Annotated in this window: 23 protein-coding genes; 10 read left to right on the plus strand and 13 right to left on the minus strand. The window is 69.6% G+C overall.

Translation table 11 applies throughout. The annotated features are described in order from the left end of the window. The first annotated feature begins 11 nt into the window (after positions 1–11). Positions 12–1,532, plus strand: a complete 1,521-nt coding sequence (locus tag ACVCL3_RS17170) for an FMN-binding glutamate synthase family protein (protein ID WP_395119436.1) — start codon at positions 12–14, stop codon at positions 1,530–1,532. Positions 1,533–1,617: 85 nt separating this feature from the next. Here the strand turns inward: ACVCL3_RS17170 and ACVCL3_RS17175 are convergent, their stop codons facing one another. The 7 genes from ACVCL3_RS17175 to ACVCL3_RS17205 form a co-directional block, all read right to left on the minus strand. Then, the gene (locus ACVCL3_RS17175; protein ID WP_447100067.1) at positions 1,618–2,325 is read right to left on the minus strand and encodes an arginyltransferase; all 708 of its coding nucleotides are present in this window, start codon (positions 2,323–2,325) and stop codon (positions 1,618–1,620) included. A gap of 29 nt (positions 2,326–2,354) precedes the next feature. Then, positions 2,355–2,747 (minus strand): hypothetical protein, encoded by a 393-nt coding sequence (locus tag ACVCL3_RS17180; protein WP_395119432.1) that lies wholly within the window; start codon positions 2,745–2,747, stop codon positions 2,355–2,357. Between the two features lie 36 nt (positions 2,748–2,783). Continuing rightward, positions 2,784–3,665, minus strand: a complete 882-nt coding sequence (locus ACVCL3_RS17185; protein ID WP_447098522.1) for an acyl-CoA thioesterase — start codon at positions 3,663–3,665, stop codon at positions 2,784–2,786. Positions 3,666–3,718: 53 nt separating this feature from the next. Beyond that, complete coding sequence (locus ACVCL3_RS17190; protein ID WP_447100068.1) at positions 3,719–4,729, minus strand: saccharopine dehydrogenase NADP-binding domain-containing protein; 1,011 nt, start codon at positions 4,727–4,729, stop codon at positions 3,719–3,721. Positions 4,730–4,842: 113 nt separating this feature from the next. Beyond that, a complete protein-coding gene (locus tag ACVCL3_RS17195; RefSeq protein ID WP_395119426.1) occupies positions 4,843–4,980 on the minus strand; it encodes a hypothetical protein in 138 nt (45 codons plus the stop codon). An 84-nt stretch (positions 4,981–5,064) separates the two neighbouring features. Beyond that, on the minus strand, positions 5,065–5,901 hold the full coding sequence (locus ACVCL3_RS17200; protein WP_395119424.1) for a helix-turn-helix transcriptional regulator: 837 nt from the start codon (positions 5,899–5,901) through the stop codon (positions 5,065–5,067). A 30-nt stretch (positions 5,902–5,931) separates the two neighbouring features. Continuing rightward, a complete protein-coding gene (locus tag ACVCL3_RS17205; RefSeq protein WP_447100069.1) occupies positions 5,932–6,486 on the minus strand; it encodes an N-acetylmuramoyl-L-alanine amidase in 555 nt (184 codons plus the stop codon). A gap of 86 nt (positions 6,487–6,572) precedes the next feature. On the opposite strand from ACVCL3_RS17205, the gene ACVCL3_RS17210 reads away from it, so the two are divergent. The 5 genes from ACVCL3_RS17210 to egtD all read left to right on the plus strand — a co-directional run bounded on the left by ACVCL3_RS17210 (position 6,573) and on the right by egtD (position 12,217). Further along, positions 6,573–7,100, plus strand: coding sequence for an alpha/beta hydrolase (locus tag ACVCL3_RS17210; RefSeq protein ID WP_447100070.1), 528 nt, complete (start codon positions 6,573–6,575; stop codon positions 7,098–7,100). Further along, the gene (rlmKL, locus tag ACVCL3_RS17215; protein WP_447100071.1) at positions 7,097–9,283 is read left to right on the plus strand and encodes a bifunctional 23S rRNA (guanine(2069)-N(7))-methyltransferase RlmK/23S rRNA (guanine(2445)-N(2))-methyltransferase RlmL; all 2,187 of its coding nucleotides are present in this window, start codon (positions 7,097–7,099) and stop codon (positions 9,281–9,283) included. The genes ACVCL3_RS17210 and rlmKL overlap by 4 nt, the downstream gene beginning before the upstream one ends. 61 nt (positions 9,284–9,344) lie before the next feature. Continuing rightward, positions 9,345–9,788 (plus strand): hypothetical protein, encoded by a 444-nt coding sequence (locus ACVCL3_RS17220; RefSeq protein WP_447100072.1) that lies wholly within the window; start codon positions 9,345–9,347, stop codon positions 9,786–9,788. A 192-nt stretch (positions 9,789–9,980) separates the two neighbouring features. Continuing rightward, the gene (egtB, locus tag ACVCL3_RS17225) at positions 9,981–11,231 is read left to right on the plus strand and encodes an ergothioneine biosynthesis protein EgtB (protein WP_447100073.1); all 1,251 of its coding nucleotides are present in this window, start codon (positions 9,981–9,983) and stop codon (positions 11,229–11,231) included. Next, the gene (gene egtD, locus ACVCL3_RS17230) at positions 11,228–12,217 is read left to right on the plus strand and encodes an L-histidine N(alpha)-methyltransferase (protein WP_447100074.1); all 990 of its coding nucleotides are present in this window, start codon (positions 11,228–11,230) and stop codon (positions 12,215–12,217) included. Before egtB ends, egtD begins: the two co-directional genes overlap by 4 nt. 24 nt (positions 12,218–12,241) lie before the next feature. On the opposite strand, the gene ACVCL3_RS17235 is transcribed toward egtD, so the two are convergent. The 5 genes from ACVCL3_RS17235 to ACVCL3_RS17255 all read right to left on the minus strand — a co-directional run bounded on the left by ACVCL3_RS17235 (position 12,242) and on the right by ACVCL3_RS17255 (position 17,837). Then, complete coding sequence (locus ACVCL3_RS17235) at positions 12,242–13,141, minus strand: PhzF family isomerase (protein ID WP_447100075.1); 900 nt, start codon at positions 13,139–13,141, stop codon at positions 12,242–12,244. 75 nt (positions 13,142–13,216) lie between these two features. Then, the gene (locus tag ACVCL3_RS17240) at positions 13,217–14,722 is read right to left on the minus strand and encodes a S10 family peptidase (protein WP_447100076.1); all 1,506 of its coding nucleotides are present in this window, start codon (positions 14,720–14,722) and stop codon (positions 13,217–13,219) included. Between the two features lie 217 nt (positions 14,723–14,939). Beyond that, positions 14,940–15,383 (minus strand): thioredoxin TrxC, encoded by a 444-nt coding sequence (trxC, locus tag ACVCL3_RS17245; protein WP_447100077.1) that lies wholly within the window; start codon positions 15,381–15,383, stop codon positions 14,940–14,942. A gap of 86 nt (positions 15,384–15,469) precedes the next feature. After that, the gene (msrB, locus tag ACVCL3_RS17250) at positions 15,470–16,072 is read right to left on the minus strand and encodes a peptide-methionine (R)-S-oxide reductase MsrB (RefSeq protein WP_447100078.1); all 603 of its coding nucleotides are present in this window, start codon (positions 16,070–16,072) and stop codon (positions 15,470–15,472) included. A 43-nt stretch (positions 16,073–16,115) separates the two neighbouring features. Beyond that, the gene (locus ACVCL3_RS17255) at positions 16,116–17,837 is read right to left on the minus strand and encodes a cytochrome c biogenesis protein DipZ (RefSeq protein ID WP_447100079.1); all 1,722 of its coding nucleotides are present in this window, start codon (positions 17,835–17,837) and stop codon (positions 16,116–16,118) included. Between the two features lie 269 nt (positions 17,838–18,106). On the opposite strand from ACVCL3_RS17255, the gene ACVCL3_RS17260 reads away from it, so the two are divergent. From ACVCL3_RS17260 to ACVCL3_RS17270, 3 genes are all read left to right on the plus strand, one after another. Further along, on the plus strand, positions 18,107–18,631 hold the full coding sequence (locus ACVCL3_RS17260; protein ID WP_447101546.1) for an RNA polymerase sigma factor: 525 nt from the start codon (positions 18,107–18,109) through the stop codon (positions 18,629–18,631). Beyond that, the gene (locus ACVCL3_RS17265) at positions 18,618–19,289 is read left to right on the plus strand and encodes an NrsF family protein (protein WP_447100080.1); all 672 of its coding nucleotides are present in this window, start codon (positions 18,618–18,620) and stop codon (positions 19,287–19,289) included. The genes ACVCL3_RS17260 and ACVCL3_RS17265 overlap by 14 nt, the downstream gene beginning before the upstream one ends. A 61-nt stretch (positions 19,290–19,350) precedes the next feature. Beyond that, positions 19,351–19,476: a hypothetical protein gene (locus tag ACVCL3_RS17270; protein WP_447098540.1), complete on the plus strand. Its 126-nt coding sequence runs from the start codon at positions 19,351–19,353 to the stop codon at positions 19,474–19,476. A gap of 2 nt (positions 19,477–19,478) precedes the next feature. On the opposite strand, the gene ACVCL3_RS17275 is transcribed toward ACVCL3_RS17270, so the two are convergent. Then, positions 19,479–19,961 carry a YajQ family cyclic di-GMP-binding protein gene (locus ACVCL3_RS17275; RefSeq protein ID WP_447098541.1) on the minus strand — a complete coding sequence of 161 codons (483 nt, stop codon included), beginning with the start codon at positions 19,959–19,961 and terminating at the stop codon, positions 19,479–19,481. 261 nt (positions 19,962–20,222) lie between these two features. On the opposite strand from ACVCL3_RS17275, the gene ACVCL3_RS17280 reads away from it, so the two are divergent. Further along, entirely contained in the window at positions 20,223–21,356 is a 1,134-nt protein-coding gene (locus ACVCL3_RS17280; protein WP_447107259.1) for an NAD(P)/FAD-dependent oxidoreductase, read from the plus strand. The last annotated feature ends 64 nt before the right edge of the window (positions 21,357–21,420 follow it).

Below are 21,420 nucleotides of genomic sequence, written 5' to 3' on the forward strand. Positions count from 1 at the left end.
GGAGAGGCGGCATGCAATCGACGGGTTTTTCGCATTGGCTGGTGGTACTGGTGGAGACCTTCGCGCTGCTGGCGCTGATGCTGCTGGCGGTTGCGGTGCTGGTGCTGATGGCCACATGGGTGATCGACCGCAACCAGACCGCCAACGCGGTATTGCGCAACTTCCCGGTGATCGGCCACTTCCGCTACTGGTTCCTGCACCTGGGCGAGTTCTTTCGCCAGTACCTGTATTCGAGCGATCGCGAGGAGCTGCCGTTCAACCGCGCGCAGCGCGTGTGGGTCTATCGCGCCGCGAAAAACGCCGAGAACACCAACGCGTTCGGCTCCACCCGCGACCTGCGCGCCGAAGGCGTGCCGTTCTTCGTCAACGCACCGTTCCCGGCGCTGGGCGATCACCACGTGGATGCCAAGCCGGTGCGCATCGGCCCGTACGCGCGCGAGCCGTACGATCACGCCGCGTTCTTCAACATCTCGGCGATGAGTTTCGGGGCGCTGTCGGCGCCGGCGGTGCGTGCGCTGTCGATCGGCGCGGCCAAGGCCGGCATCTGGATGGACACCGGCGAAGGCGGTCTGGCGCCGTACCACCTGGAGGGCGGCTGCGACCTCGTGTTCGAGATCGGCACCGCCAAGTACGGCGTGCGTACCAGCGACGGCAAGCTCGACGACGACAAGCTGCTCGCGATCTGCGCGCACAGGCAGGTGAAGATGGTCAGCATCAAGCTCGGCCAGGGCGCCAAGCCGGGCATGGGCGGCCTGCTGCCGGGCGCCAAGGTGACCGAGGAGATCGCGGCGATCCGCGGCATCCCGGTCGGCGAGGATTCGCAGAGCCCGAACCGCCACCTGGACATCGCCAACGTGGCGCAGCTGATGGATGCGATCGCGCACATCCGCGAGCTCACCGGCAAGCCGACCGGCTTCAAGGCGGTGTTCGGCGGCATGGACTGGATCGAGCAACTGTGCGACGAGGTCGAGCTGCGCGGCATCGAGAGCGCACCGGACTTCATCATCGTCGACGGCTCCGAGGGCGGCACCGGCGCGGCGCCGCAGACGCTGATGGAAGGCGTCGGCCTGCCATTGCACGAGGCGTTGCCGGAACTGGTGAACGTGCTGATCCGGCGCGGCCTGCGCCAGCGCATCAAGGTGATCTGCTCGGGCAAGTGCATCACCGCCTACGACGTGGCGCGGGCGATGTCTACCGGCGCGGATTTTGTCAACTCGGCGCGCGGCTTCATGCTGGCGCTGGGCTGCATCCAGTCGCTGCAATGCAACCGCAATACCTGTCCCACCGGCATCACCACGCAGAACCCGAAGCTGCAGCGCGGCCTGGTGGTCACCGACAAGTGCGAGAAGGTGGCGAACTACGCCCGCAACGTGATGCACGAGGTGGGCATCATCGCGCACAGCTGCGGCGTCGAGGACCCGCGCCAGCTCGACCGCAGCCATTGCCGCGTGGTCGGCGACGACGGCATCTCTATGCCGCTGGAAAAGCTCTACCCGTATCCGATGGAGCGAGAAGTGAGAGGTTGGAAGTGAGGAGTGAGAGAAAGCATCCAGTCTGCGTCATCCCGCTTTCTCTCACTTTCCTCTGCCGCCAGCGAAGCGGCGGGCAGTGCCCGCCCTACGCCAGATCGCGCCAGCCATCCGTGCCGCGAATCTGCAGCGGCTTGAAGCGGCGCTTGTAATCCATCTTCGGGTGGCCGTCGATCCAGAAACCCAGGTACAGCCAGGGCATGCCTCGGCGGCGGGCCAGTTCGATCTGTTGCAGGATCGCGCAGGTGCCCAGGCTGCGCGCGGTTTCGCCGGGGTCGTAGAAGGTGTAGACGGCGGAGATCCCGTTCGGGCACACGTCGGTCACCGCCAGCGCCAGCAGGCGCGTGCCCAGGCGCAGTTCGAGGAACAGCGTGGGGCTCCACGGCGCGGTGAGAAAGCGGCGGAAATCGCTGGCGTCGGCATCATCCATGCCGCCGCCGGGATGACGCGTGCGCAGGTAGTGCTCGTACAGCGCGTGGCGCTCGCGGTTGTAGCCGGGCATGCATTCGACCACCGTGAGATCCGCGTTGCGCTTCAGGCAGCGCTTCTGCGCGCGATCCGGCCGGAAGTTTTCCACGTCGATGCGGCAGGGCGTGCAGGCGTGGCACTGCGGGCAATGCGGGTAGTAGAGGTGGCCGCCGGCGCGGCGGAAGCCGCGTTCCAGCGCCGGCCCGTAAAGTTGATCCAGTTGCGGCGCGGCCGGGTCCAGCACCAGGTTCTGCGCCGTGCGCTCGGCGTAGTAGCCGCAGGCATGCGGCAGGGTCTGGAAAAGGCGGACGGGATCGGAGCGGCGCATGGCCCGATTCTATGCCGGCGCGGCCCGGTTCAGAACACGCGCAGGTAGCGGAGCATCTGCACCGCGAACACCGCCAGCACGGCCAGCAGCAGCACGCGGCGCACGCGGGTGGCGATGCGGGCGCGGCGCTCCAGCGGCGAGGCGTTGCGCGTGGCGGCCAGTTCCTCGCCGTGGCGGATCACCGGCTCGATGCCGAGGCCCATCAGCAGCTTGCGCGCCTGGCTGTAGTCGTCGGCGTGGGTGATCCACACCTGCGGCCACTGGCTGCGATCCTGCCGGCGCGGCGAATAGCTGTGCCGCTGCCAGCCGCGCCGATGGTAGTTGGAGCGATTGGACACCGTCGCCTGGATGCCGTGCTCGGCCATCAGGGCGACCACCGAATCGATGTTTTCCGGGCGGGGGGAGGTATAGATCTGGCGCATGCGGGAAGTTTACGCGAACAGCCTTGAACCGGGCGTTCAGTCGTCCCCGGCCACGCCGTTGCGCACGCGGATCAGCCCTTCCTGCGCGCTGGAGGCGACCAGGGCGCCGTCGCGGCTGAAGATCTGGCCGCGTGCCAGGCCGCGCCCACCCTGCGCGGTGGGGCTGTCGAACGAGTACAGCAGCCATTCGTCGACGCGGAACGGGCGATGGAACCACAGCGCATGATCGAGGCTGGCCATCTGCACGTTCTGGGTCATGTACGAGATGCCGTGCGGCAAGGTGGCGGTGCCGATCAGGTGGAAATCCGACGCGTACGCCAGCAGCGCGCGGTGCAGGATCGGCGAATCGTCGATCGTCGCGGTGAGCCGGAACCAGATGTGCTGGATCGGCGGGCGCTTGACCGGGTGCATCTCGTCGCGCGGCCACACCTGGCGGAACTCGAACGGGCCGTCGATGCCGAGCCAGCGCTGCAGTTTCACCGGCAGCCGCGCCAGTTCGTCGGCCGGCAGCGGATGCATCGGCTCGATGTCTTCCGGCGCGGGCACTTCGGGCATCGAGGTCTGGTGCTCCACGCCGTGCTCGGCGAGCTGGAACGAGATCGAGCCGTTGAGGATCGGCTGGCCGTGCTGGATCGCCACCACCCGCCGCGAGGAAAACGAACCGCCGTCGCGGGTGCGTTCCACGTTGTAGACGATCGGTGCGCGGATGTCGCCGGCGCGCAGGAAATAGGCGTGCAGCGAATGCGCCTCGCGCGCCGGGTCCACTGTCTGCTGCGCCGCCGACAAGGCCTGCCCCAGCACCTGGCCGCCGAACACGAAACGCGTGCCGATGTCGCGGCTCTGGCCGCGGAACAGGTTGTCTTCCAGCCGTTCGAGCTGCAGCAGTTCGACGAGTTCGGCGACGTGGTCTTCGCTCATGGGGGATCCTTGCAGGGGGCGCCAGTATAGCGGCGGCGCCTCGCGATCCCCGTTCAGCGGTCGAAGGTGACGGCGATCTGCCGGGGATCGAGCGCGGCCAGGAAGTCGCGGGCGTCGAAAGCCTGGCCCGGGGCGAGTGCGCCGGTACCGCTGACGCGGCCGTCCAGAATGCGCTGCAACGCCTCCACCAGCAGCGGCGCGGTCACCGCATAAATGTCACGGCCGCTGGCAACGGCGCGCAGGCGGCGCTGGTCTCGGTGTACGCGTACGTCGACCACGAACCGCTGCGCGGAACGCCCGCTGCCGTCGGCGGCCACCGGTGCCGGCGTGGACGGATCGCGCAGGTCGCGCAGCGGAGCCAGGTTCATCCATGAATGCAGGTCGCCGCAGGTGATGTGCCGTGGCAGCACGACGGCCTCGGACAAGGGCAGCAGCACGGTTTCCAGTCGTCCGAACGGGGCCGGGAAATCTGTCTCGCGCAGCGGCGCGGGGTCGGGCACGGTGCGGCTGCGGCCGTGCTCGATGCAGGTGCGCGGGTAATGATTGCGCTCGCCGGTGATGCGGGTGCCGCGGGTGGGATGCCAGCCGTCGAGCGCCACGGCGACGTCCACGGCATCCGCATCGGTGGCGCCGCCGAGCGCGGCGCTGGCGAGCAGGTCGGCGAGGCCGCCGTAGAAGGCCATCGCCGGCAGCACGGTCACGCCAGCGGCTTTCGCCGCCGCATCGCGTGCGAACGTATCGAGCACGGCGCGTTGTTCCGCCGCCACGTCCAGATAGTGGATGCGTGCGCGCAACGCGGCATCCAGCACCGGCACCGCCGTGTCGAGGAACGGCCCGGCGCAATGCAGCACGGCGGCGGTGCCGGCGAAGGCGGCGTCCAATGCCGCGGGATCGTCGACGGATGCTGCATGCACTTCCACACCGGTGGTCGCAGCCAGTTGCTGCAGCCGGGACGCGTCGCGGCCACAGGCGACCGGCACGAAACCGCGCCGGCGAAGCTCGTCCAGCACGAAGCGGCCGGTATGGCCGTAGGCGCCGTACACGGCGACGCGACGATTGCTCATCAGGTAGTTCTCGGGAGCTTCCGGGTCATGTCGGCGATCCCGCCGGGGCGTTTCTCGGCGGCGGATCGGCGCCCCGAGGGGCGCCGATCCTGTGGCGAGGGGGACTTCGCCGCTCACGCTTGCGCTGCCGCCTCGCGCAGCTTCTGCGCGCATTCCTCGCAGCACACTTCGACGGTGCGTCCGCCGATGGTCACTTCGATCGCGTTGTGGTCCAGCGGGTAGTCGCAGGCGGCGCAGGTTTTCTCGTTCATGGGGATTCTCCGTGGGCTGCCCGGGATCGGGCAAGCGCAGGAGACCATGCCGCGGCAGGCGCGGCTGTCAGGATCTTTAGCGACTCACGATGCGCGCGTCAGCGCGGCCTGGCGGAACGCGCTGGGCGTGCGGCCGTAAGCCTGGCGGAACGCGGCGCTGAAGTGGCTGTGGCTGGAGAAGCCGAGGTCCAGCGCCAGGGCGGCGACGTCCTCGCAATCGGCGATCCGGTCCAGCGCATGCGCCAGCCGCAGGCGCAGGTGATAGCGGTACAGCGGCATGCCTTCGACCTGCTGGAAGGCCTGGGTGAGGTAGACCGGCGAGCCGCCGATGTCCGCGGCGATCTCGGCCAGCGTCCAGCGCCGGGTGAGGTCGCTGGCCAGCAGCAGCTTGGCCCGGTCCACCAGCCGCTGGCGCGCGTGGCTGGCGCCGGGAGCATGGGTGGTGCGAGGGCCGAGGCTGCGGCAGACCAGGGTCAGCGCCAGGCTCTCGGCTTCCAGTGGCTCGATGTTGCCGTGGCGCAGGCTGTGGCGCAGCAGTGCCACCAGCACCTGGGCGCGTTCGTCGATGCGCAGCGACTGGCCGTGGAAGACCGGTTCGTCGCGACGCTGCAGCAGGTCGGTCGGCGCCAGCTCGCGCAGCAGCGGTTGCGCGATCGACAGCGACAGGCAGGCATCCCCACCAGTCGCCGGATGGCTGACCTGGTAGTTCTGGCCGGCATTGAACAGCAGCACGTGGTTCGCATCGGCCACCGACTGCGTGCTGCCGACGTGGCGCAGGAACAGGCCGCGATACGGAAACACCAGGTGCGTCGCGGCCGCGCATTCCTCCGCGCTGCGATGACGGCACTCGCCGCGGCAATGCACGTCGTGTGCCGCGACGAGCGGCGTTTGCAGCAGCGGCTGGACGGTGAATTCCGACATGGCCTGGGCCGGGGGAGGCTGGTTCGCAGTCTAACGCAGCCGTTGCAGGCCGCAGGCGGGCACGATGGCGTCCCACGGGAAGCGCACGCCGGGGTCGAGCTTGCGGCGGATCTGCTGCGCGGGATCGTCGCTGGCCGGGATCAGGTCGGTGTCCAGGTCTTCGTGGCCGGCGATCCGGCGCAGGTTCGGGAACGCCGCGCGCAACTGCGTCAGCAGGGCGAGCAGGGCGTCGATCTGCGCGGCGGGGTAGGGCTCGGTCATGGTCTGGCGGCGCGAGTCGAACCAGTCGGGGTAGCGGCCCGCGTTCACCAGCTCGATGCCGATCGAATTCGCGTTGTGCCCGCGTACGTGATGGGCGATGCGCGTGCCGGGCACGTAGCGGCAGATCGTGCCGTCGCGGTCGATGTAGTAGTGGCCGCTGTTGCCGGTGCCGCTCGGATGCAGCACGCGTTCGCCGTATTCGCGGGCCATGGCCAGGTCGGGTAGCTCGGTGCAGTGGATCACCACCAGTTCGATGGCCTCGGCCGGGCGCTCGGGCAGCCGGTCGACGTAGGGCAGCGGCTGGTCGTGGAGGGTCAGGGACATCGGCCAAGTCTCGCATGGCGCGGCCGGAGCCGGAAACGCCGCCTGCTACCATGCGCGTCTTGCTTTTGGCCTTTCCGGAGACCGCCATGCGCGGCCAGATCATTCTTTCGCACGGCTCGGATTCCGCGCCGGAGGCGACCAAGGTCAGCGCGCTGGCCGCACTGGCCGAGTCGCTGGGCTGGCGCACGCAGCGACCGGACTACCGCAGCGACGACGCGCGCGGCCATGCCGGGTCGGTCGCGCCGCGGATCGCGCGCCTGCGCGCCACGATCGAATCGCTGGACGCGCCGCCACTGCTGGTCGGGTCGAGCATGGGCGCGTTCGTCTCCGGCCTGGTCTCGCTGGAGGTGCCCGTGGCCGGGCTGTTGCTGCTCGCCACGCCCAGTCAAATCCCGGGATACGCGCGGGCGTTCGATCTGCGTCCCGGCGTGCCCACGATGCTGATCCACGGCTGGCGCGACGAGGTGTGCCCGCTGGCCGGCGTGCAGGCGTTCGCCGCGAAGCGCCGGCTGCCGCTGCTCGTGCTGGACGACGACCACCGGCTGGGCTCCAGCATGGAGCTGATCGCGACGCAGTTCCGGGCCATGCTCGAACGCCTGGCGAGCGCCGCATGAACCACTACTTCGCCACCTGCCCGAAGGGCATGGAGTACCTGCTGCGCGACGAGCTGGTCGCGCTCGGCGCCAACGACGTGCGCGAGGCACTGGCCGGCGCGCACTTCTCCGGCACGCTGGAAACCGCCTACCGCGCCTGCCTGTGGTCGCGCCTGGCCAGCCGCATCCTGCTGCCGCTGGCCGAGTTCGACGCGGCCGACGACGAGGCGCTGTATCGTGGCGTGCAGACGATCGACTGGAGCGCGCACCTGGCCGCGCACGGCACCTTCGCCGTGGACGCCGGCACCGCGCTGAGCAAGCTCACCCACAGCCAGTTCGTCGGCCTGCGCACCAAGGACGCGGTGGTCGACCAGTTCCGCCAGCGCGACGGCTCGCGCCCGGACGTCGACACCGACGAGCCGGACATCCGCATCAACCTGCGCCTGCGGCGCGACCGCGCCACCGTATCGCTTGATCTCGCGGGTTCACCGCTGCATCGCCGCGGCTGGCGCGAGGAGCAGGGCGAGGCGCCGCTGAAGGAAAACCTCGCCGCGGCAATGCTGCTGCGCGCGCACTGGCCCGAGGTCTACGCCGGCGGCGGCGCGCTGCTCGACCCGATGTGCGGCTCGGGCACCCTGCTGATCGAAGGTGCGTTGATGGCCGCCGACGTGGCGCCCGGCCTGCGCCGCGAATACTTCGGCTTCCTCGGCTGGCAGCAGCACGACATCGCGCTGTGGCGCAGCCTGCTGGACGAGGCGAAGCAGCGTGCCGAGACCGGCTTGCGCGCGCTGCGTCCGTGCTTCTTCGGCAGTGACGCTGACCCGCGCATGGTGCAGACGGCCAAACGCAACGCGCAGGCCGCCGGCGTGGCCGGCTTTTTCACCCTGGACAAGCAGGACATGGCCCGCGCCGCGCCGCCGCCCGGCGTCGGCTACGGCCTGGTCATCACCAATCCGCCGTACGGCGAGCGCCTCGGCGACCGCGCCGAGATGCCGAAGCTTTACCGCGCGCTGGGCGACACGTTGCGCCAGCGCTTCACCGGTTGGCGCGCCGCGGTGCTGGCCGGCGACCTGGAGCTGGGGCGTGCCATGCAGTTGCATGCGGACAAGCGCTACGCGCTGTACAACGGCGCACTGGAAACCGTGCTGCTGACGTTCGACCTGAAGCCGCGCGACGAGACGCCGCGCGAACCCAGGCCGCTCTCGCCGGGCGCGCAGATGCTGAAGAACCGGCTGGAGAAGAACGTCAGGCATTTGCGCAAGCGGCTCACCCGCGAAGGCATCCACTGCTGGCGCGCCTACGACCAGGACCTGCCCGAGTACGCGGCGGCGATCGACGTCTACGGCGACACGGGTGGCGACGACCATTTGCACATCCAGGAGTACCGCGCGCCGGCGGATATCCCCGCCGACGTGGCGCGCCTGCGCCTGCGCGAGATCGCTCGCGTCGCCGGCGAGGTGCTGGGCGTGCCGCGCGAACGCATCGCGATCAAGACCCGCGAGCGCGGCAAGGGCGGTTCCAAGTACGGCCAGCTCGACCAGCGCGGCGAGTTCATCGAAGTGGAGGAGGGCGGCCTGAAGTTCCTGGTCAACCTCACCGATTATCTCGATACCGGCCTGTTCCTCGACCACCGGCTGGTGCGCGCGAAAGTGCGCGAGCTGGCCGACGGCAAGTGTTTCCTCAACCTGTTCGCCTACACCGCCACCGCCAGCGTGCACGCGGCGGCCGGCGGCGCGCTGGAAACCACCAGCGTGGATCTGTCGGCCACCTATCTGGAGTGGGCATCGCGCAACCTCGCGTTGAACGGTTTCACCGGCGCCGACCATCGGCTGATGCAGTTCGACGCGCTGGAGTTCCTGCAGCGTGATCGCGGCCATTACGGCCTGATCTTCGTCGATCCACCGACCTTCTCCAACTCCAAGCGCGCCGAGGATTTCGACGTGCAGCGCGACCACGTGAAGCTGCTCGAAGCCTGCAACGAACGGCTCACCCGTGACGGCGTGATCGTGTTCTCCAACAATTTTCGTCGCTTCAAGCTGGATCGCGAGGCGCTGGAGCCGCACTTCGAGATCGAGGACTGGAGCGCGCCCAGCATCCCGTTCGACTTCGCCCGCCGTGCCGACATCCACGGCTGCTGGCTGCTGCGCCGGCGCCGGGCCGTGACGGGAGTCAACCCGTGGGATACGGCGCGCATCAAGCCGTGAACCTTTCAGTGCGCATTAAGCCCGCGCGCTCGACTATCCCCGCGTACAACGGAGAACGATCATGAACACAGCGGGTTTGCGTGCTTCCGGCAAGAGTGCCGCGATCGGCCTGGCGCTGGTCGCCGCGTTGGCAATGCCTCTGGGCGCGTCCGCGCGCGGCTGGGGCGGGCATGGTCCCCATGGTGGCTACTACGGCGGTCACCATGGCGGTTATCACGGCGGCTACTACGGTCATGGCGGCCACTGGAGCGGCGGCCGCTGGATCGCCGGGGCCATCGTCACCGGTGCCGTGGTCGGCCTGGTCGCCGACGCGCTGCGGCCGGCTCCGGTTTATTACGACCAGCCGGTCTACCGCGCGCCGCGCACGGTGGTCTACGAGTACGGTGCGCCGGTGGTGACCCGCCGCGTGGTGGAAACGCGTACCGTGGTATACGACGACCCGTACCAGACGCGTTACATCCGCGACGACGGCTACGACCGCGACGACGGCTACGACGGCAACTGAGTCATGTCGTGATGCGAGTGTGCGAGCCCGGCCCCGGCCGGGCTCGCGCGTTTGTACCCGTCGCAAGACGGCGTGTCCGATCACAAGTTCTGAACAACTCTCGCGGCATCCTTGAGGGCATGCACTTTCGCACCATCATGCCGCTGTCCCGTGGCCGGTTCGTCCGGCCGTCGCGACCGCGGCGCAGCATGCATGACCGTTGATCCACCGTCGGCCCGCGCCGGCACCGCCGCGCGTTTCGAGCGGGTGCGCCGGCAGACGCCGGCGCTGTGCGCGAGCCTGACGGCCGAGGACATGCAACTGCAGTCGATGCCCGACGCCAGCCCGGCGAAATGGCACCTGGCGCATACCACCTGGTTCTTCGAGACCTTCGTGCTTGCGCACGACCCGGCCTGGAAGCCGCGCGACCCGGCCTGGCATTACCTGTTCAACTCCTACTACCAGTCGGTCGGGCCGATGCACGTGCGCGCGCAGCGCGGGCTGCTGTCGCGGCCCTCGCTGGACGAGGTGCGCGATTACCGCCGGCGCGTGGACGAGGCGGTGCTTGCCCTGCTGGATCGCCGCGACGATCCGGAACTGGCGAGCCTGGTCGAGCTGGGCCTGCAGCACGAGCAGCAACACCAGGAGTTGTTGCTGACCGACATCAAGCATGCGTTCTGGTGCAATCCGCTGCAGCCGGCGCTGCATTCGTCGATCGCGGCACCCGCGGGTGCGCCCGCGGTGTCGCTGCAATTCCTGCCCGGGCGCGAGGGCATCGTGGAGATCGGCCATCGTGGCGAAGGCTTCGCCTTCGACAACGAAACCCCGCGCCACCGCACCCTGTTGCAACCGCATGCGCTGGCCAACCGGCTGGCGACCAATGCCGAATACCTGGCGTTCGTGCGTGAAGGCGGCTATCGCGAGCCCGGTTTGTGGTTGTCCGACGGCTGGGCCACGGTGCAGCGCGAAGGCTGGCAACATCCGCTCTACTGGCAGGATGACCTGGCCAGCGAGTTCACCCTGGCCGGCGTGCGTGCGCTCGACCCCGCCGAACCGGTATGCCACCTGAGCTACTACGAGGCCGATGCGTTCGCGCGCTGGGCCGGCGCGCGGCTGCCGACCGAGGCGGAGTGGGAGTCCGCCGCGCAGGGCGTCGCGATCGAAGGCAACCTGCAGGAAAGCGGGCGCTGCCAGCCGCTGCCCGCGCACGCTGGCGAGGGCGCGCTGCAGTTGTTCGGCGACGCGTGGGAATGGACCGCCTCGCCGTACGTGGGCTACCCCGGTTACCGCCCGCTGCCCGGATCGCTGGGCGAATACAACGGCAAGTTCATGTGCGGCCAATGGGTGCTGCGCGGCGGCTCCTGCGCCACCCCGCGCGATCACATCCGCGCCAGCTACCGCAATTTCTTTCCACCCCATGCCCGCTGGCAGTTTGCCGGGCTGCGACTGGGACAGGACCGATGAACAGCATGCAAGCCTGCGGCCTTCGCGACGACGAACGCCGCCCGCCCGCCAGCGAACTGCTCGAAGTCGCCCGGCACGGGCTGGCGCTGAAACCCAAGCGGCTGCCGTCGTGGCTGTTCTACGACCAGCGCGGCTCGGCCTTGTTCGAGCAGATCTGCGAGCAGCCGGAGTACTACCTCACCCGCTGCGAGATCGCGTTGATGAGCGAGCACGCCGCCGACATCGCCGACAGCCTCGGCAGCGACGTGCGCCTGGTCGAGTACGGCAGCGGCAGCGGACGCAAGACGCGCATGCTGCTGCGCCACCTGCGCGAGCCGGTGAGTTACGTGCCGGTGGAAATCTCGCCCGAGCCGCTGCAGCACAGCGTGCAACGCCTGGCGCAGGAGTTTCCGCAACTGCCGCTGCAACCGCTGTGTGCCGATTTCAGCAAGCCGTTGCGCCTGCCGATTCCGCCGCGCGCGCCGCGCCGCACGGTGCTCTATTTTCCCGGTTCCACCATCGGCAATTTCGAGGCGCATGACGCGGTGGCCCTGCTGCGCAAGATGCGTGGTGAGATGGGCGACGCCGGCGGCCTGCTGGTCGGGGTGGATCTGAAAAAGGACCCGGCGCTGATCGAGGCCGCCTACAACGACGCGGCCGGCGTCACCGCCGAGTTCACGCTGAACATGCTGCTCCGGCTCAACCGCGAGATCGGCAGCGATTTCGACCTCGCCGCCTTTGCCCACCGCGCGCGCTACAACCCGATGGCCGGGCGCATCGAGACGCAGCTGGTCAGCCGGCGCGAGCAGCAGGTGGCGATCGGGCGCGACAAGGTCCGCTTCGGCGCGGACGAGGCGATCCAGGTCGAATACAGCTGCAAGTATTCGCTGGAGGATTTCGCGGCGCTGGCAGACAAGGCGGGGTTGGCGGTGCAGCGGGTGTGGACCGATTCCCGACGGATGTTCAGCGTGCAATACCTGGTGCGCGCCGGCCTGCGCATGGATTGACGCCGCGGGCGGGGGTGGCCGGCGTCAGCCGTTCAGCGGCGCGGAAAACAGGATGCAGGCGTCGCCCGCGATCGTCACCTCGACCGGCTCGTCGTCCACGATGCGCACCTCGACATGGACGATGCCGTCGCGGCGCAGCGCGCGGCCCTGGTGGCCGGCGAACCGCAGCGAGGCGCCGTCGTGCGGCAGCAGTCGGTGGTGCACCAGATAGGCTCCCAGCGGGCCGTTGGCATTGCCGGTGACGGGGTCCTCGTCGATGCCGATGGCGGGGGCGAACATGCGCCCGTCGGTGGCCGCCTCGCCCTCGCGCCGCTGGAACACGAAGTAGCCGTTGCAGCCGATCTCCGCGCTCAGGGCCGCCAGCGCGGACATCCTCGGCGCCAGGGCGTCGAGGTCGACCGTCGGTTCCAGCGGCACCATGACCTTGCCATGGCCGGTGGAAATCACCTGCAGCGGCAGCGTCGGGGTCAGCTGGTCGTCGGCCACGCCCAGTGCGGCGGCGATGCGACGGCGGACGGAATCGCCCAGCGGCGGGCCGATGCGCGGCCGCTCCTGCTGCATGAAGACGCGGCGGCCCCCGGCTTCGTTGCGGCCGATGCGGATGCGCTGGATGCCGGCGGCGGTCTTCTGTCGAAATTCGTTGCTGCCGAAGCCGGGCAAGCCGGCGCGCACGTAATGGGTGGCGATCGTGGCGTGGCCGCACAGCGGCACTTCGGTGGTGGGGGAGAAGTAGCGCAGCCGCACGTCGTGGTCCGCGCCGTCCGGCGCCAGCACGAAGGCGGTCTCGGAGTGCTTCAGTTCCCGCGCGAGATCCTGCATCTCCGCGTCGGACATGCCGTCGGCGTTCAGCACCACGCCGGCCGGGTTGCCGCGAAAACGCGTGGTGGTGAAGGCGTCGACGTGATACAGCGTGCGCTTGTTCATGGGTGGCCTGGCGGATGGCGACGACGCGGAAGTCGGCGGGGCGCTGCCGACTCCTGCCGTCGTCGCGCGGCACGCTTACCGGGCGCCGTACAACGCCTTCACGTCGCGGGTCAGCGCGGACTGGCTGTCGGCGCGCGAGTAGAACATGTGGCCACCGGGGTACTCCTTCACCTGCACGCGGGTCGGGTCGCCCATGGCCGGCATCTGGTCGACCGCCAGCACCGAGACCATGAACGGGCAGGAGAGGTCGTCCCAGCCGTGCGCGATCAGCACGCGCAGCTTCGGATCGTTGGCCACCGCCTCGCGCAGCTGGCTGACCGAGCCCTCGCGGGCGTCGTCGTCCTCATGCCACAGGCGGTTCACCTCGTAGCTGAGCGCGTTGTAGCGGCCGGCGACTTTCCAGCCCACCGTCTGCGTGACGAAGTTGACCATCGCGCTGGTGGTCGGCGCGATGATGCTGTTGAGCAGCGGGTCGCCGGTGCGCTGCGAGGGCGCATGCGGGAACGGGTCCCAGGCGGTGACGTTGGAATCGTAGCGGCTGCCCAGCTTGCCCTCGGCGCGGTACACCTCGCGCAGGTAGGCCTGGGTCTCGATGCGGCCGCCGGAGCGCTTGACGAACACCGGGTCCAGCCCGGTCAGCTCGGTCACTTTCCGGATCATCGCCTCGGTGGCGGCCGGATCGGAGCGGCCCTTCATCAGCGTGGTCGCGTACTCGCCGCGGGTGTAGGCGATGATCGGCGCCATCGCCTCGGCACTGAGCTTGCCCTCGCGCTCCAGGTGGGCGGCGGCGATCGAAGGCAGGGTGGTCATCCACGGCAGCGGCGAGACGGTGTCGTCGCTCCACGCCGACGGGTCGAGGTACGGCGAGATCAGCGTCACGCCGCTCATCGCCACGCCCAGCTGGGTCTGCATGTACTCGGTGATGCGCGGGCCGCGGAAGCCGCCGTAGCTTTCGCCCACGTAGTACTTGCGCGAATCCATGCGGCCGTTCTTCACCAGCCAGTCGTACATGATGCGCGAGAGGTACTTGATGTCGACGTCGGTGCTGTAGAAATCCTTGGTTGCCTGCTTGTCGTCGACCAGTGCGCGGCTGTAGCCGGTGCCCACCGGGTCGATGAAGACCAGGTCGGTGAAGCCCAGCCAGGTCCCGGGATTGTCGTGCAGCACCGGCGGGTCGGAAGGCGAGTCGCCGGCGTCGCCGAAGCTCACCTTCTTCGGGCCGATCGCGCCCAGGTTGAGGTAGACCGACGAGGCGCCGGGGCCGCCGTTGAGCGCGAAGGTCACCGGCCGGTCCTTGCCGGCGATGGTGTAGGCGGTAAACACCACCTCGGCGGTCTTGTTGCCCTTCTCGTCGCGCACCGGCAGCGAGCCCACGGTGACGGTGTACTTGAGCGTCCTGCCGTCGACCGTGGTGGTCTGCGTCACGTGCGCGTCGGCCGGAAACGGCGGCAGCTGGAAGCCGTCCTTGCCCGCGGCGTCGGCGCTTGCCGCCGGCTTGTGGCTGTCGGCCGCCATCACGGTGGTAGTGAACCCCGTCAACAGCAGGGCGGCCATCAGGGCGAACGGCAGGGACTTGCGCACAGGCGTCTCCTCGGGCGTAAAGAGCGAAGACTAAACGCGCGGCGCACGCGCCGAGTGTGCTGAAAGGCATGGGTGGCCGGCGCGCTGCAGCGCGGCGCCCGCTACACGCCTCATCCCGGCCTGGCGTTGCGTGCGGCGATGCAGGGCAGGGCGTGGCGCTGGCGCGCCATCGGCTGGCGGTGGACGATGTGGCGAGCGGCGGCCTGCTGCGCGCTGATCAGCCGCGCGCCAGCGCGCCTTCGATGAACTGCTGCAGCTGCGCCGCGTTCAGCGCACCGGATTGCCGCGCGATCTCGCGGCCCTGCCTGAACATGACCAGGGTGGGGATGCTGCGGATGTTGAAGCGCGCGGCGATCTGCGGTTGGGCTTCGGTGTCCAGCTTGGCCAGCCGCAGGCGCGGCTCGAACCTGCCGGCGGCCTGCACGAACACCGGCGCGAAACCGACGCACGGCCCGCACCACGGCGCCCAGAAATCCACCAGCACCGGCAGGTCGCCGCGGCCGGCTATCGCGTCGAAGTTCGCGGTCGTGAGTTCCGCCGGATGCCCCTCGAACAAGCCCTGCTTGCAGCGGCCGCAGTTCGGGTGCTCGGCGACACGCTCGGCGGGCACGCGGTTGAGCGCGCCGCAATGCGGGCAGGGGATGGTCAGTGCGGTGCTCATGGCGGACTCCGGCAACGGGCGGGCGACGCCCTGCAGTGCAGATGGCGGCGCGCGCGGCGAAATCCAAGCCGGCCGCGGCTGGCGGGTCAGGCCGTCCGGCGCGGCACGAACCGCAACGCCACCGAGTTCATGCAGTAGCGCAGGCCGGTCGGGCGCGGGCCGTCGTTGAAGACGTGGCCGAGGTGGCTGTCGCAGCCCTTGCAGCTGATGGCCGTGCGCGTCATGCCGAACAGGTGGTCGGTCGCCTCGACCAGGTTGCGCCGCGCGATCGGCTGCCAGAAGCTCGGCCAGCCGGTGCCGGAGTCGAACTCGGTGGCGGCGTCGTAAAGCGCGGTGCCGCAGGCGATGCAGCGGAACAGGCCGGGCACGGCGGGGCGTTCGTGCTCGCCGCTGAATGCTCGCTCGGTGCCTGCGTGACGCATGATTTCGTACGACGCCGGCGACAGCCGCTGCCGCCACTGCGCGTCGCTCAGCACCAGCTTCGGTACCTCGCGCGCGCCGAGGTCGCGGCCCGCATCGTCGAAGATCTCCAGCAGCACGTTGCCGGCGTCGCCCACCGGCGTGTTGGCCGCCGCGTGCAGCCGCGGCACCAGCCAGCCGCCACCCACGGCCAGCAGGGCACCGCCGCCGAGCGCGGCGCGCAGGAAGCGGCGGCGATCCATCGCGAGGGTTTCATCGAGTCGAGACATGACGGCCTCCCGGGTTGCGGAATGGGTGGAATGGCGGATCGGATCAGCCGAAGGTGAAGGCGTAGGCCCGCACACCGGGATCGAGGAAGGTGATCTTGAACAGGCGTTCGCCGCTGCCGTTGGCCTGGCGCACGAGTTGATACAGGCGCTGGCCGGTGACGGTACCGTTGCCATCGGCGTCGGTATCCATGCCGTGGTCGGCGCCGGGCGGCTTGCCGTCGATGGTGACGCGGTAGCGGATCGGCTTGCCGTCCGCCGCCGGGCCGAGCACCAGGTGCAGGTCGCGGCCGCGGAAGCGATAGACGATGGCGCCGCCGGCCTGCTCCAGTTGCGCGTTCTCGTCGTGCACGCTCCAGCGGCCGTCGAGCGACCACTGGTTGGTGGCCAGCGCGGCCGGTGCGTGATAGTCGTGCGCCTCGTCGCGCGTCACGCGGCCGCCGACGAAGTTCCTGGCGCGGGCATAGCCGACATAGGTCTCGGGCGAACGGGTGGGATCGTTCGATGCAGCGGCCTCCACGCCGCGATGGTCGTCGCGCACGTAGCCGCCCGGCAGGTTCTTCTGGCCTGCATCGGTCAGCAATTGGCGGATCACGTCCTCGCTTTGCCGGTATTCGCCTTCGCCGAAATGGTGGTGGCGGATCCGCCCCTGCGCGTCGATGAAGTAGTGCGCCGGCCAGTACTGGTTGTCGAAGCCTTTCCAGATCGCGTAGTCGTTGTCCAGCGCCACCGGGTAGTCGACGCCCAGATCCTTCACCGCCTTGGCCACGTTGGCCGGGTTCTTCTCGAAGGCGAACTCAGGCGCATGCACGCCGATCACCACCAGGCCGTGGTCCTTGTACTTGTCGGCCCAGCCGCGCACGTACGGCAGCGCGCGGATGCAGTTGATGCAGGAATAGGTCCAGAAATCGACCAGCACCACCTTGCCGCGCAGCGATTCGGCGCTCAGCGGGGGGCTGTTGAGCCACTGCGTGGCGCCGGCCAGCGACGGAAACGCGCCTTCCACCGGCAACGGCTCGCCGGCCTTCAGCTCGGGCTGCGGCGCCGGCGCCGGGCGCACGGCGTCGATCAGCTTCTGTTCGATGCCGCTGGTGCTGGCCAGCGAGACGCGGGTGAGCAGGCCGGTGTCCAGCCCCAGCGCGATCGCGGCCACGCCGCACAGCACCAGCACGCCGAGCGCACGACGCACCCATTCGCCGGCACCCAGCGAGCGCTTCATCAGCGCGAACACCTTGCCGCCGATCAGCAGCGCCAGGCCGAGCGAGGTGGCCGCACCAGCGGCATAGGTGAGCAGCAGCAGGGTGGTCTGCACGCTGGCGCCGTTGAGCGCCGCGCCGGTCAGCAGCAGGCCGAGGATCGGCCCCGCGCACGGCGCCCACAGCAGGCCGGTGGCGACGCCGAGGCCGGCTGCGCCCCAGACCGAGTCGCCGTCCGCGGCCGAGCGCTGCGACAGCCGGTTGCCCAGCGCCACGAACGGGCGCGTGATCCACTCGGCCAGATGGGTCGACAGCAGGGTCAGCCCGAGGAAGGCCAGCACCGCCATCGCCACCCAGCGGCCGTACTGGTTCGCGTGCACCGCCCAGCCGCCGCCGAGCGCGGCCAGCGTGGCGACCACGGCGAAGGTGATCGCCATGCCCAGCAGCATCGGCAAGCCGTTGCGCATGAACGGCCGGTCGGAGCGGGCGAACACGAACGGCAGCACCGGCAGGATGCACGGGCTGAGGATGGTCAGGACGCCGCCGAGATAGGCGAGGATCAACACGAGCATGGAGTTTCATCCGTGGGTGGTTGCCTGAGGATTCGCCGCCGCCGCCGCCCGGGTTACCTGCGGGCAGGAGGTAACGTCGGCGCACGATGCGGCGAAGACCCCGGTGAGCGTTCCGTCGTGGAGCGAACGGGTCGCAAGCCTTGACCGCCACCGCCTTCATGGGTCTAGATAGTGGACTTTCCCATGGAATCAGTCCCGTCCGGACCGTGCCAGCCGAATCCGCCGCCGCCAGCGCCAGCGAATCGCCCGACCGGCGCCGGTCGGCGTGGATGGCCGCCGCGCAGGCCGGCGACCGGCGTGCCTACGAAAAACTGCTGGCCGATTCGGTGGCGCTGATCCGCGCCGTGGCACGCCGCCAGGGTGTGGCGCCCGATCATCTGGATGACGTGGTGCAGGAAACCCTGATCACCGTGCATCGCGTGCGCCAGACCTACGACCCCAGCCGTTCCTACGACGCCTGGCTCGGCGCGATCGCCGCTCGCCGCGCGATCGACTCCCTGCGCAGCCGCGGTCGCCGCGACAGCCGCGAACTGCACGATGAATTCGCGCTCGACCGTCACCCGGATGCCGACGACGCCAGCGCCGCCACCGAAAGCGAGCAGCGCGCACAGCGCCTGCACGAGGCGATCGCCGAGTTGCCGCCCGGCCAGCGCGAGGCGGTGGAACAGCTTGGCCTGCGCGAGCGCTCGCTCAGCGAGGCGGCCGAGCTGACCGGGCGCAATACCGGCGCGCTGAAAGTGAACCTGCATCGCGCGCTGAAGGCACTGCGCGAACGTTTCCATGGAGAACCCTGACGTGACGGCCGATCCGCAATCCCACCAGGCGTTGATCGACCGCCTTGGCACCGACCTGGTGCCGGTGCGGCGGCTGCTGCCGCCAGGGCTGCGCACGGCCGGCTGGCTGCTGCTGGTGGCGGCGCTGGCGGTCGGGCTGTGGCTGCATTACGGCGCGGGCCCGATGCTGCGGCGCTGGACCGCCACGCCGGACCTGGCCTGGGCCGGCATCGGGGCGGTGGCGACGGCGATCAGCGCGGCCTGGGCGGCGTTCGCGCTGGGCGTGCCGGGGCGGCGTGCCGCGTGGGCATGGCTGCCGCTGCCCGGTGCCGTGCTGTGGATCGGTGCCAGCGGCCTCGGCTGCCTGCGCACGTGGATCGCGCCGGGCACCGAAGTGGCCGGCCTGCATCAGACCGCCGACTGCCTGCTCTTCATCATCGCCTTCTCGATCCCGCTCTCCGCGCTGCTGATCGTGCTGCTGCGTCGCGCCTGCCCGCTGCGGCCGGTGCTCACCGCGGTGCTGATCGGCCTGGCCAGCGCCGCCGCCTCGGCCAGCCTGCTGGAGATCTGCCATGCGTTCGACTCCGCTGCCACCGACCTGCTGACGCACGCGCTGGCCGTCGCCGCGGTGGTGGCCGTCAACGCCGCCATGGGCGGGCGGTTGTTGTCGAAAGCGTAGGGATTCGGCAGAAGCGTCGCACGCGCCGCGTAGGGCGGGCACCGTCCGCCGGCTTTTGGCCTTGCGACATCGCGACAAGAGCGGCGGGCATTGCCCGCCCTACGCTCTGTTGACGCATGCGCTGGCGGTGGCCGTGGTGGTGGCCGTCAATGCGGCGATGGGCGGGCGGCTGCTGTCACGGGCCTGAACTCAGTCGCGGAAGTTGTCGAACTGCAGCGGCAGCTCGACCTCGGACTTGCGCAACACCGCCATCGCCGCCTGCAGGTCGTCGCGCTTCTTGCCGCTGACGCGCAGCTTGTCGCCGTTGATCTGCGCCTCGACCTTGAGCTTGGCCGCCTTCAGCTCGGCCACCAGTTTCTTCGCCACCGGCTGCTCGATGCCCTGCTTGACGGTGATCTTCTGGCGCGAGCCGCCCAGGTTGGTTTCCGGGTCGCCGACGTCCAGCGCGCGCACGTCGATCTTCCGCGCGATCAGGCGGGCGCGCAGGATGTCCAGCATCTGCTGCAGCTGGAATTCGCTGGGGGCGCTCTGGGCGATCACGCCATCGTCCAGCACGTACTTCGCGTCCACGCCCTTGAAGTCGAAGCGCGTGCCGAGTTCGCGGTTGGCCTGGTCGACGGCATTGGTCAGTTCGTGCTTGTCGACTTCGGAGATCACGTCGAAGGAAGGCATGGCGGCGGCTCGCTGGGAACAGGAGGCAAAGTGTAAGCGATGGCGCTGGGCGATAATGGCGCAACCCTCACTTCCGTCATTCCGGCGCAAGCCGGAATCCGGCGCCTTTCAACGGACACAGTCACCGGGTCCCGGCTTGACCGACCCTTCGGTCGTTGAAAGGCGCCGCGCCGGGATGACGAACAACGAGCTTGATGGCGTGACCATGGTGAGTTCTTGAAAACCGACGTGTTGATCATCGGCGCCGGCGCCGCCGGCCTGATGTGCGCGATCACCGCCGGCCAGCGCGGCCGGCGCGTGCTGGTGGTCGATCACGCCAACAAGGTCGGCAAGAAAATCCTGATGTCCGGTGGCGGCCGCTGCAACTTCACCAACCTGGGCACGACGCCGGCGAATTACCTCTCGGCCAACCCGCATTTCGCCAAGTCCGCGCTGGCGCGCTGCACGCCGTGGGATTTCATCGCGCTGGTGGAGAAGCATCGCATCGCCTGGCACGAGAAGGAGCTGGGCCAGTTGTTCTGCGACGACTCCTCGAAGCAGATCGTGCGCATGCTGCTGGACGAGTGCGCCGCGGCCGGCGTCACGGTGGAGGCGAACTGCGCCGTGCAACGCGTGCGCAGGACGCCGGAGGGCTTCAGCGTGCACACCGCGCGCGGCGAGGTGCATGCCGAGTCGCTGGTGGTCGCCTCGGGCGGCCTGTCGATTCCCAGCATGGGCGCCAGCGGTTTCGGCTACGAGCTGGCCCGCCAGTTCGGCCACGCCGTGCTGTCCACGCGCGCCGGCCTGGTGCCGCTGACGCTGAGCGGCAAGCACCAGGAGCATTACGCGGATCTGGCCGGTGTGGCGTTGCCGAGGGTGGAGGCCCGCGTGGGCAGGCAGGGTTTTCGCGCCGGATTGCTGTTCACCCATCGCGGCATCAGCGGCCCGGCGATCCTGCAGATCTCCTCGTACTGGCAGCCCGGCGACGACTTGCGCCTCGACTTGCTGCCGGACCTCAACGTCGGCGCCTGGCTGGTCGACCAACGCACGGCGCGGCCGCTGGCCGAACTGAAGACCGTACTCGGCGAGGTGTTGCCGAAGCGCCTCGCGCAGCGGTTGTGCGAGCAATGGCTCGGCAACCGCCCGATGCGCCAGTACCGCGAGACCGAACTGACGCAGATCGGCGCGCAGCTCGCCGCGTGGCCGATCACCGCCAGCGGCACGGAAGGCTACCGCACCGCCGAAGTCACTCTCGGCGGCGTCGACACCGATGGCCTCTCCTCCAGCACGATGCAATCGAAACTCGTGCCCGGCCTCTACTTCATCGGCGAGGTGGTCGACGTCACCGGCTGGCTCGGCGGCTACAACTTCCAGTGGGCGTGGGCGTCGGGGCAGGCGGCGGGCGCGGCGGCCTGATGCCGGTTGCTTGACGCCTCCGGCCGGGGGCTGCAGCATCGTGCGACGGAATTTCCAACGCGCC

This window comes from Rhodanobacter sp. UC4437_H4 (assembly GCF_052978425.1).

Coding starts and splice junctions, on each gene's coding strand:
- ACVCL3_RS17170 (WP_395119436.1), top strand. CDS start 12: ATGCAATCGACGGGTTTTTCGCATTGGCTGGTGGTACTGGTGGAGACC.
- ACVCL3_RS17175 (WP_447100067.1), bottom strand. CDS start 2,325: ATGCGCCGCTCCGATCCCGTCCGCCTTTTCCAGACCCTGCCGCATGCC.
- ACVCL3_RS17180 (WP_395119432.1), bottom strand. CDS start 2,747: ATGCGCCAGATCTATACCTCCCCCCGCCCGGAAAACATCGATTCGGTG.
- ACVCL3_RS17185 (WP_447098522.1), bottom strand. CDS start 3,665: ATGAGCGAAGACCACGTCGCCGAACTCGTCGAACTGCTGCAGCTCGAA.
- ACVCL3_RS17190 (WP_447100068.1), bottom strand. CDS start 4,729: ATGAGCAATCGTCGCGTCGCCGTGTACGGCGCCTACGGCCATACCGGC.
- ACVCL3_RS17195 (WP_395119426.1), bottom strand. CDS start 4,980: ATGAACGAGAAAACCTGCGCCGCCTGCGACTACCCGCTGGACCACAAC.
- ACVCL3_RS17200 (WP_395119424.1), bottom strand. CDS start 5,901: ATGTCGGAATTCACCGTCCAGCCGCTGCTGCAAACGCCGCTCGTCGCG.
- ACVCL3_RS17205 (WP_447100069.1), bottom strand. CDS start 6,486: ATGTCCCTGACCCTCCACGACCAGCCGCTGCCCTACGTCGACCGGCTG.
- ACVCL3_RS17210 (WP_447100070.1), top strand. CDS start 6,573: ATGCGCGGCCAGATCATTCTTTCGCACGGCTCGGATTCCGCGCCGGAG.
- rlmKL (WP_447100071.1), top strand. CDS start 7,097: ATGAACCACTACTTCGCCACCTGCCCGAAGGGCATGGAGTACCTGCTG.
- ACVCL3_RS17220 (WP_447100072.1), top strand. CDS start 9,345: ATGAACACAGCGGGTTTGCGTGCTTCCGGCAAGAGTGCCGCGATCGGC.
- egtB (WP_447100073.1), top strand. CDS start 9,981: ATGACCGTTGATCCACCGTCGGCCCGCGCCGGCACCGCCGCGCGTTTC.
- egtD (WP_447100074.1), top strand. CDS start 11,228: ATGAACAGCATGCAAGCCTGCGGCCTTCGCGACGACGAACGCCGCCCG.
- ACVCL3_RS17235 (WP_447100075.1), bottom strand. CDS start 13,141: ATGAACAAGCGCACGCTGTATCACGTCGACGCCTTCACCACCACGCGT.
- trxC (WP_447100077.1), bottom strand. CDS start 15,383: ATGAGCACCGCACTGACCATCCCCTGCCCGCATTGCGGCGCGCTCAAC.
- msrB (WP_447100078.1), bottom strand. CDS start 16,072: ATGTCTCGACTCGATGAAACCCTCGCGATGGATCGCCGCCGCTTCCTG.
- ACVCL3_RS17255 (WP_447100079.1), bottom strand. CDS start 17,837: ATGCTCGTGTTGATCCTCGCCTATCTCGGCGGCGTCCTGACCATCCTC.
- ACVCL3_RS17260 (WP_447101546.1), top strand. CDS start 18,107: ATGGCCGCCGCGCAGGCCGGCGACCGGCGTGCCTACGAAAAACTGCTG.
- ACVCL3_RS17265 (WP_447100080.1), top strand. CDS start 18,618: ATGGAGAACCCTGACGTGACGGCCGATCCGCAATCCCACCAGGCGTTG.
- ACVCL3_RS17275 (WP_447098541.1), bottom strand. CDS start 19,961: ATGCCTTCCTTCGACGTGATCTCCGAAGTCGACAAGCACGAACTGACC.
- ACVCL3_RS17280 (WP_447107259.1), top strand. CDS start 20,223: ATGTGCGCGATCACCGCCGGCCAGCGCGGCCGGCGCGTGCTGGTGGTC.